The sequence below is a fragment of the Deltaproteobacteria bacterium HGW-Deltaproteobacteria-4 genome (genome assembly GCA_002841765.1).
GTDB lineage: Bacteria > Desulfobacterota > Desulfuromonadia > Desulfuromonadales > UBA2197 > UBA2197.
Genome location: PHAV01000009.1, coordinates 198,191 through 206,968 on the forward strand (window position 1 = coordinate 198,191; position 8,778 = coordinate 206,968).

The 8,778-nt window shown below is 49.0% G+C and carries 7 protein-coding genes; 6 read left to right on the forward strand and 1 reads right to left on the reverse strand.

The window, feature by feature from the left end; genetic code table 11:
• Positions 1-78: 78 nt before the first annotated feature.
• The 5 genes from CVU69_08135 to CVU69_08155 all read left to right on the forward strand — a co-directional run bounded on the left by CVU69_08135 (position 79) and on the right by CVU69_08155 (position 7,582).
• Entirely contained in the window at positions 79-3,471 is a 3,393-nt protein-coding gene (locus tag CVU69_08135; GenBank protein ID PKN12440.1) for a type I restriction endonuclease subunit R, read from the forward strand.
• A 359-nt stretch (positions 3,472-3,830) separates the two neighbouring features.
• Positions 3,831-4,301, forward strand: a complete 471-nt coding sequence (locus CVU69_08140) for a hypothetical protein (GenBank protein PKN12441.1) — start codon at positions 3,831-3,833, stop codon at positions 4,299-4,301.
• A 167-nt stretch (positions 4,302-4,468) separates the two neighbouring features.
• Positions 4,469-4,645 (forward strand): DNA-binding protein, encoded by a 177-nt coding sequence (locus CVU69_08145; GenBank protein ID PKN12442.1) that lies wholly within the window; start codon positions 4,469-4,471, stop codon positions 4,643-4,645.
• A gap of 212 nt (positions 4,646-4,857) precedes the next feature.
• Entirely contained in the window at positions 4,858-6,876 is a 2,019-nt protein-coding gene (locus CVU69_08150; GenBank protein PKN12443.1) for a hypothetical protein, read from the forward strand.
• Positions 6,877-6,988: 112 nt separating this feature from the next.
• Positions 6,989-7,582 carry a hypothetical protein gene (locus CVU69_08155; protein PKN12444.1) on the forward strand — a complete coding sequence of 198 codons (594 nt, stop codon included), beginning with the start codon at positions 6,989-6,991 and terminating at the stop codon, positions 7,580-7,582.
• A 44-nt stretch (positions 7,583-7,626) separates the two neighbouring features.
• Here CVU69_08155 and CVU69_08160 read toward each other — a convergent pair whose 3' ends face one another.
• Positions 7,627-7,995, reverse strand: a complete 369-nt coding sequence (locus tag CVU69_08160; GenBank protein PKN12445.1) for a hypothetical protein — start codon at positions 7,993-7,995, stop codon at positions 7,627-7,629.
• Positions 7,996-8,125: 130 nt separating this feature from the next.
• Between CVU69_08160 and CVU69_08165 the strand changes: the two genes are divergently transcribed.
• Entirely contained in the window at positions 8,126-8,722 is a 597-nt protein-coding gene (locus CVU69_08165) for a hypothetical protein (protein ID PKN12446.1), read from the forward strand.
• Positions 8,723-8,778 lie beyond the last annotated feature (56 nt).

An 8,778-nucleotide genomic window follows, 5' to 3' on the forward strand; every position in this document is an offset into this window, starting at 1 on the left:
TTAAATGAACCAAATTTGAGCCAAAAAGCTGAGCCAAACGGAATGAGTTTGAGATTCTGATGTTGCCTTGGAGGGCAGATGATCACTGACATCAATAGCGAAGACCGGCTGGTTCAGTCCACCTTTGCCGAGCATCTGGAACAGGAGCTCGGCTGGGAGAGTGTCTACGCCTACAATGCCGAGACCTTCGGGCCGGATGGGACACTGGGGCGGGCGGATACTCGCGAGGTGGTGCTGAAACGTGACCTGCGCAGCGCCGTTGCCCGCCTGAATCCGGAGCTGCCCGAAAAAGCGATCGAAGAGGCCGTCCTCAAACTTACCCACCATGATTTTTCCCGCTCGCTCCCGCAACACAATCAAGCCTTTTACAAGATGATCCGCAACGGCGTGCCGGTGAGTTATCAGGACACCAGCGGCCATCTTCGCCATAGTCAAGCACGGGTGATCGATTTCCAGCACGTTGCCAAAAATCGCTTCATTGCCGTTCGGGAACTTAAAATCACCGGGCTGCGTTCACCGAACTATAACCGCCGGGCGGATCTGATCTGTTTCGTCAACGGCCTGCCGCTGGTCTTTATCGAACTGAAAGCGGTCTACAAAAACATCCGAGCGGGGTTCAACGGCAACCTGCAGGACTATCTCGACGAACACGTCATCGCCCACGCCTTTCATCACAATGCCTTCGTCATCGTCAGTAACGGTCACCGGGCACGTTATGGTTCGATCACCAGCCAGTGGGAACACTTCTCCGAATGGAAGCGGCTGGAGGAGAAGGATAAGGGGGGTGTCGATGCCGAGATCCTGCTGAATGGCATGCTGGAGAAAGGGCGGCTGCTCGATATCGTCGAGAACTTCATCCTCTTTGATGCCAGCAAGCCGGGGGCGGTGCGCAAGGTGGTGGCCCGGAATCATCAAGTGATGGGGGTCAACAGTGCCGTCGCCTCGGTGCTTCATCAGGAAGAACTGAAGCAACGAATCCCGGTGTCAGAACGGTTGATGTATCGATTGATTGAGCTGCCCCGCGAGCAAGTGACGGATGAAGATCAGCAAGCGCTCCTCCCTGCCGATGAACCGAAGATGTTACGCATCCCTGAAGCGGCGCATCCGGATCTCGGTAAGCTCGGCGTCTTCTGGCATACGCAAGGCTCGGGGAAATCCTATTCGATGGCTTTCTTTGCCGAGAAGGTCCGCCGGACCGTGCCGGGAAACTTTACCTTTCTGTTGATGACGGATCGTAACGATCTCGATAGTCAGATTTACCGGACATTCGTCGGCTGCGGTATCACCAACGACCAGACCCCACGAGCCAGTTCCGGCAAGGATCTGGAGCTCATCCTCAAGCAGAACCACGGCTACATTTTCTCCCTCATCCACAAATTCAACCAGAATGTGAACCCGGAAGAGCCGTTCAGTCGCCGGGACGACATTATTGTCATCTCTGACGAGGCGCACCGCACGCAGGCGGGAAAACTCGCCCGGAATATGCGTCTGGCCCTTCCCAGCGCCGCCTTCATAGGCTTTACCGGCACGCCTCTCTTCAAGCATGACAACCTGACCAAACGGATCTTTGGCAGCTATGTCTCCTGTTACGATTTCAAGCGCTCCGAAGAAGATGGCGCGACGGTCAAGCTCGTCTACGAAAACCGGGGAGAGAAGCTGGGGATTGCCCGGCTCGATTTGAATGACCGCATCGCTGACGCCATCAGCAAGGCAGAGCTGGATCAGGATCAGAACGCGTTGCTTGAAAGGCTGCTGGGCAAGGATTATGAAGTGATCACCGCCGACGATCGACTGGCGAAGCTGGCCGACGATTTTGTCGAGCATGCATCGACGCGGTGGGAGTCGGGCAAGGCAATGCTGGTCTGTGTGGACAAGATCACCTGTGCCCGGATGCATCAATTGATCATGCCGCGCTGGAAGAAGAAGCTGTCAGCGGTACGGCAGGAGCTTCAGCTTCGTGAAGCCGAGCTGGCGAAAACAACGGATAGTGATACCCGACAACTCCTTTATGCCCAGCGAGACCGCCTGAAGGCGAAAGCGGCGTGGCTGGAGAGCACCATCATCGAGATCATCATCAGCGAGGCTCAGAACGAGGTCGCTGATTTCAAAAAGTGGGGATTCGATATCATCCCACACCGATCCATCATGAAGCTTGGCTTCGAGTCGGACGATGGTAAGCGGGTCGATGTGGAATCAGCTTTTAAAAACCCGGAACATCCCTTCCGCATCGCCATTGTCTGCGCCATGTGGCTGACCGGCTTTGATGTGGAAAGCCTCTCCACCCTCTACATTGACAAACCGATGAAGGCGCACACCTTGATGCAGGCCATCGCTCGTGCGAATCGGCGCTACCCCGGCAAAGACTTCGGCCTGATCGTCGATTACAATGGCATGCTCAAGAGCCTGCGTGAGGCTTTGGCGCAGTATGCCCTCGGAGATGAGGGTGAGGGCGGGGGTGAAATCGTTGCGCCGATTGAGGAGCGCGTGAGGGCGTTGAGTGAGGCCATCGATGCGACCGAAACGTATCTGCGTGGATTGGGTTTTGATCCGACCAGCCTGATTGGAACGACGGGATGGATCAGGATACAAGCCCTCGCCGATGCGGTCGATGCCGTTTACACCTCGGACGAATCGAAGCGGCGATTCGAGATCATGGCCCGGCAGATCTTCATCCGTTTCAAAGGACTGCTGATGGAACCGGCGGCGCTCCTGTATGCCGAGCGACACGACAATATCGAAGCGATCTACAAGAAGCTGACCGAGCGCCGCGACAATGCCGATGTAACCGACCTACTCAAGCAGCTCCATCTGATCGTCAACGAAGCGATCCGCGCCCAGACCCCGCAAGTTGCTGAAGTCAACGATTCCCGCTTCTACGATCTGAGCAATATCGATCTGGAGAAGCTGCGGGAGGAATTTGCCAAGAAGGTGCGACGCAAGGCAACGGCGCTACAGGACATGCGGGAGATTGTCGAGCAGAAGCTGGCGGCCATGTTGAGGTGGAATCCGAACCGAATGGATTACTACAAACGCTATCAAGAGATCATTGCAGACTACAATCGCGAGAAGGACCGGGTCAGTATCGAAGAGACCTTCGCCAAGATAACCGACCTCGCCGCCTCTTTGGATGATGAGCAACACAAGGCGATTGAAGAAGGGCTAAGTGAAGAGGAATACGCTTTATTCAGCCTGCTGCTGCGAGACGGCATCAACAAGGCCGATCGGGAGAGAGTGAAGCTGGCCAGTCAAGATCTGCTGCAGGAGATTCAGAAGCTGCTGGCCCCGCTGGAACAGTGGACTCAGAAGGAACAGACGCAGGCCGAAGTGGAAGTCTTTATTCTCGATCACCTCTACCAGAAATTGCCATCGCCACCGTTTACTGAACAGGATAAGCAGGTTGCCGCGAAAGAGGTTTACAGTTTCATTTGGAATACTAGTACGGCTTCGGCGTTTGCGGGGGCGAGGGTTTAGCTGTTATGAACCTTCATGAATTTAGGAAGATATTTTATTTCCTGCAGTATCAGTTTTATATAAGGAGTGTTCGTGCAAATCGTAAGGGAATTTTTGCAATGCTTCCGAGAGGAAGTGTCGGTAGATTTCTTCATCGTCTAGCTGAAGACCCGGAGGACGAGCACTATCGATGGGAGCCAAGAGATTTAATCCCTCGAACCGTTGGAAGAAAATATGGTGCGGTAGGAATATCAATTCGAGAACGAAATCGACTCAAAAAACAAGTATTAGATGATCCGGGAGGAGCACCTCATCCGTCACAACTAAGTAGAGGAGCTGTAATTTACCGCGCGAGAAAGAGGAGTATTCGCTGCCGTTTTATGTTGTTTGAATTTCCGAAAGGTTTTCGTAAAGATCAAATTCTTTCTCTATTCAGATCGATTATTATCCATGACTTAGTAAAAATTTATGGATGTAAAACTTGGGATATTTCTCGCTCAATTGTCGATAAGAATATGTCTGAGCTTGTGGATAACAGAGGGAAAACACTTTGGGAGTTATTTTCAGGCAGATGTTTTGAGAATGAGCCTATCCTTCGACTACTAGACAATGAACATATAGAGACCGAGGATTGTCCGCTTGAAACCATCAAATCTCTATTTTTTCAAAAATTATTTACAAACATTACGGATACGTCGAAATCAACTCGTAAAGATGCTCTCGGTACAGATAAACATGAGCATCTAAGAAAAATAGATCAGGAGGTTCTAAGATATCTTCGTCGTGCTAAGTTGATGACGGAGTTAGCTTCTGCCGGAAAATTTTCTAGCTTTCCCTCTCACCTCAAATAAGTCCTTCCCCTTGATCAATCCCCCCACCCAGCAAGAAATCACAATGTTCCTGTAGATCAAAAAATTAGAAAAAATTTACATAAAGATCCTGACAAGATCTTCCCTTGAAATGAAGATAAAAGTCTCTTCATGCGACACCATACAACTTCTTTTGGGAGGATCAAGGCATGAAATTTCTTCGGATCAAGCACGTCACAGAGAAAACAGGACTGAGCAAAGCGACCATCTATCGGTTGGAAGCAGCGGGCACATTCCCCAAGCGCGTGCGGCTGTCTTTGGGAGCGGTCGCTTGGCATGAGGATGCAATTGAAGTTTGGATGAAGGAGAGAATAAATGCTGCATAATTATCTAATTCTGTTGACTTTATTCCGTGTGTCCTCCTGTGTTGAAACGTGTGATCGGCTCAAAAATTATAGGCCGGGCGGGTGCCACCGCTCGGCCTATCAAGAAAGGAAATACACTGTGAAAAATAATTATCATGACAAGGATCGCCATGCAATCCCTAAAAATTTTCTGTTGAAGAAAGTCCAACTAAGTACGGTAGCAGGGGGGCATCATGAAAATTGACAAGGATGCTGTCATTGCTGCTCTGGATATACCCGTCCTGCTTAAGGAATTGAAGCCTGACGCAAAAAGCGCCGCTAAAGGCAAACTGATTGCCCGATGTCTAAACCCAGAGAGGCACAATAATGGAGATGCCAATCCGTCGATGTTGTTATTCACTGACAATGGCAGCTTCAATTGTCAAGCTTGCGGGCTGAGGGGTGATATCTTTGATCTATATGGCCATATCCATGGCATGGACTTTAAAGATTCACTCCACTCGTTGGCAGCCAAAGCAGGAATTGAAACTATCCCGCCCATTAAATGCCGTGTCACGGAGAAGTTCACCTATCACGATGCCAAGGGTAATCACGCATACACAAAAGAACGGATTGAACCTTCACGAGACAGAAGGAAAGCCAAGGAGTTCATCATCAAGGGCCCTGATGGAAAACCTGGGCAGCCATGTGGTCCTCTTCTCTACCGATTACCGGAAATAATAAATGCTCCAGCTGGGAGTCTGGTCCTTATTACAGAAGGAGAAAAGCAAGCCGATTTTCTTGTCTCATGGGGATTGTTAGCAACCACCCTTCCACACGGAGCAGGCAGCAGTTGGGATGATTCCTATACCCTCCCACTCGCCGGGAAACACATTGTCATTCTAACAGATAATGACACACCGGGGAAAAAGTATGGTGAGACTATCTGCTCTTCGATGAAGAATAAGGCTGCCAGTCTAAAAATTGTAGAACTCCCTGACCTCCCATCAAAGGGGGATGTTATCGACTGGCAGTCTGTCTTCGGTAACGACAGAGAGAAACTGCTCAAAATTGTAGAGGATACGTCAATTTTACCCCCAGAAAGTTACGGGAACTCAGAGCGTTCACTTGGCTTTGTCACTTCTTCAGTAATTCCTACCCTCAAAACTGGCAAAGAATTACGTGCGATGAATATTCAAATCGAATGGTTGGTAGATGGTCTGATTCCTCGGGAGTCTGTGACGCTCCTCTATGGTCGTGGTGGGATAGGCAAAACGACTCTGGCAATGCAGGTTGCAGATGCTATTGACAAAGGAACGGATATCTACGGGATGAAGACTTGCAAAACTCAAGTAATCGTCGTTGATTTTGAGAATAGTCTGGCAGTGCTTAGCGAACGGGCGAAGAAAACTGCTGTGGACGGGGTTTTGTTTTGGGATTCAAGCCTTAACCCGCCTGCATTAGATAAAGCAGGCAGCGAGGCTTACAGGGAACTCCTTTCGCGATATCCAAAAGCATTGTTCATTATTGACACTCTGCGATCTGCGCATGGTGGGGATGAAAATAATTCCGAAACCATGAGCTTGATCATGCGACGAATGCGCGAACTTCGTGATGCCGGCGCAACAGTGGTCCTTCTTCACCACACGCCGAAAGGGAATGACCGCCAATTTAAAGGAAGTGGCGCTATCTTCGACCTCTGCGATCAAACGCTTGCTCTTTATCAGACGAGTAAGCCCGGAAGCGAACAAGAGGCAGAGGATGATGACGATGTGCAGAATAAAACTTATCGGTTTGGTACCGGAAAAAAGACACGATATCGCCCCTTCAAGGTTTTTCTGACATTTGACACCGATCTTGAGCAATTTGTCTCGGCCAAAAATCCCGAGGACGAAGCACTTGAAAGCCTCCACGCTATCCTCACTCGAATCAGCACAGAGGGGAGAGTAAAGCAGGGCGATATTGTGACAGCGGCAGAAGCTGATTCCCGCTTTACCTATGGTGGAGAAAAAAAGGTACGGGCCTTACTGGAAAAGGGTGTTGATCGATTCTGGATCATTCAGAAGGGGCTTCATAATACAAGTTACTACGATCCTATCCCGTTTGGCACTTTGGCACCCCCTATAAAGGGAGAAAAACTGCCAAACGGTCCCTGTATTGTTCCATCGAAGACAAAAGAGGCAGGAAAACCTCTTCAATCGACTTCAAATGTTGTGTTTGGCAATTTTTCAAGTAGTCGCTACCAAACTGAAAATCTCAACAACGACAATTGATTTTGTGAAGGAAATTCCATTGAAACGTGATGCTTACTCTCTAACTTAGCAGTAGGGAGAGATAAGAGTAAAAGTGAATTTCACAAATGATTTCGTCAAAAATGGAGAAGATATGGGTGGTAGAGGGAGTGGCAGCTGGTATCGATGGGACAGCAAGGGATGCCTTGAAGATCAATTAAGGGTCGATGCTCGTTTTCTTAAAAAATATCAGATGTTTGACAATGGCGTTCATGCCCTCACATGGAGGTTGGGAGATGGTGAAACCATCTGCCGTGCTTCGCTTATTGTAAAGGGAGACAAAATGATCATTGCCTGCAAATGGCAAGACCCGACAACTGGCATGCCGGGCTCAATGGAAAAGTTGATCCGCATTTCACAGACCCCTTGCAGATTTGGCGGCAATCGAAAATGGCTGATCTGCCCACGATGCAGCAGCAGGATGGCTGTCCTTGTACTGACACCGCCAACCGTAGGCTGCCGTCATTGTCTTGATCTTGCGTATTTCTGTCAACGTGAGAATTTTTCGTATCGGGCACTGCGACGGAGGAATAAGATTGCGAGTCGGCTGGATCGAGACGAGTTTTTTGGCGAAATGCTGGAAAAACCAAAGGGGATGCACTGGCGAACATTTGATCGATTGGTCGATGAGCACGACGCTGCTGACAGCAGTTCAATGTTGAGCATGATGGCCAAACTAAAGCTGTAATTCGTTTTATTTGATCGGATTATGAACGACAATAAGGTTTTCGTTCATTCATTTTTCTTCGCAGCCAACCGAGCAGCAGTGATGACAAACTCCCTTGCGGCCTTTCCGGTTACCTTTGAAAAGTGCCGCAAGAGAACTTTTACATCTGAGGATATAAAGTATCCAGATGGATCGGCAGCAATTGGCTCCGAAGATTCTTCAAAGAAATAACTCACCCGGACTCCGAGGGCGTTCGCTACTTGCTGAATTCGCTCAACGTTGATTGCATTCTTTCCACTCTCATACCGCTGAACCTGCTGGTAAGACACCTCAAGAATTTCCGCAAGCTTCTCCTGAGACATCTGGATGTCCTGCCGGCGAAATTTGATCCGCTCGCCGATTTCTTTGTTGTTATGTATTTTCAAGGTTCCCATGGTCGGGAACTATAGCAACAGAGACCGTCAATCAAATACCACTCAAAGAGTGCAAAAAATACGGATGACAAACACCCTCTGTGCGTGTACCGTGACTCCTTCTCGATTCAATTCGTTGCAGGAGGTATTTATGCAAAGCCCATTAAGTGCGTTGTGCGAGACGTTAAAATTGGTCAAATCCTCGTCGTCAAGTTACCGGGAACAATTACAGAATAGTGAGGCAGTAACACGCGCTGTTCTTATTGATCCGATTTTAAGGGCATTGGGGTGGGATGTTGCAAATCCAGCGACAGTCGAGGTGGAAAAACCCATTTCTTCCGGAGAACTGAAAGGCTGTCTAGACTATTTCTTGAATACTGACAATGCAGAGAAGCCAATAGTTATTGAAGCAAAAAAACTGGGTCAACCCCTTGAAGCAGCCTTTGCACAAATGATCAGATACGGATGCACGCTGCGTATAGACAATCTTTTCCTTACCGATGGCTTGAAATGGTTCCATTTTACCGAGATAAGTGCAACAAGTCAGAACCTACCGGCGTTCATAGATCTTGGTCATATTGATTTAACCAAGGCTGCTGCATTTTTCGTAGAAAGACTTGATTCTGCGCTTTATATTCCTGAGCCGCAAAATGTAAAAGATGCTTTACAGGAAAAAATTGATCACTTGACAAGACAGCTTCTGGATAGGGCCTGTAAAGGATTTTGTGTAAATGGGTTTGTCGGTTAATAAGTCGGCATCCTGTCGCCGAAGATGATCGTAAACTGATTGAGTGCCGATTTCCA

Excerpts from the sequence above, each read along its gene's own strand:
- CVU69_08135 (PKN12440.1), top strand. The coding sequence starts at position 79 with ATGATCACTGACATCAATAGCGAAGACCGGCTGGTTCAGTCCACCTTT.
- CVU69_08155 (PKN12444.1), top strand. The coding sequence starts at position 6,989 with ATGGGTGGTAGAGGGAGTGGCAGCTGGTATCGATGGGACAGCAAGGGA.
- CVU69_08160 (PKN12445.1), bottom strand. The coding sequence starts at position 7,995 with ATGGGAACCTTGAAAATACATAACAACAAAGAAATCGGCGAGCGGATC.
- CVU69_08140 (PKN12441.1), top strand. The coding sequence starts at position 3,831 with ATGTTGTTTGAATTTCCGAAAGGTTTTCGTAAAGATCAAATTCTTTCT.
- CVU69_08145 (PKN12442.1), top strand. The coding sequence starts at position 4,469 with ATGAAATTTCTTCGGATCAAGCACGTCACAGAGAAAACAGGACTGAGC.
- CVU69_08150 (PKN12443.1), top strand. The coding sequence starts at position 4,858 with ATGAAAATTGACAAGGATGCTGTCATTGCTGCTCTGGATATACCCGTC.
- CVU69_08165 (PKN12446.1), top strand. The coding sequence starts at position 8,126 with ATGCAAAGCCCATTAAGTGCGTTGTGCGAGACGTTAAAATTGGTCAAA.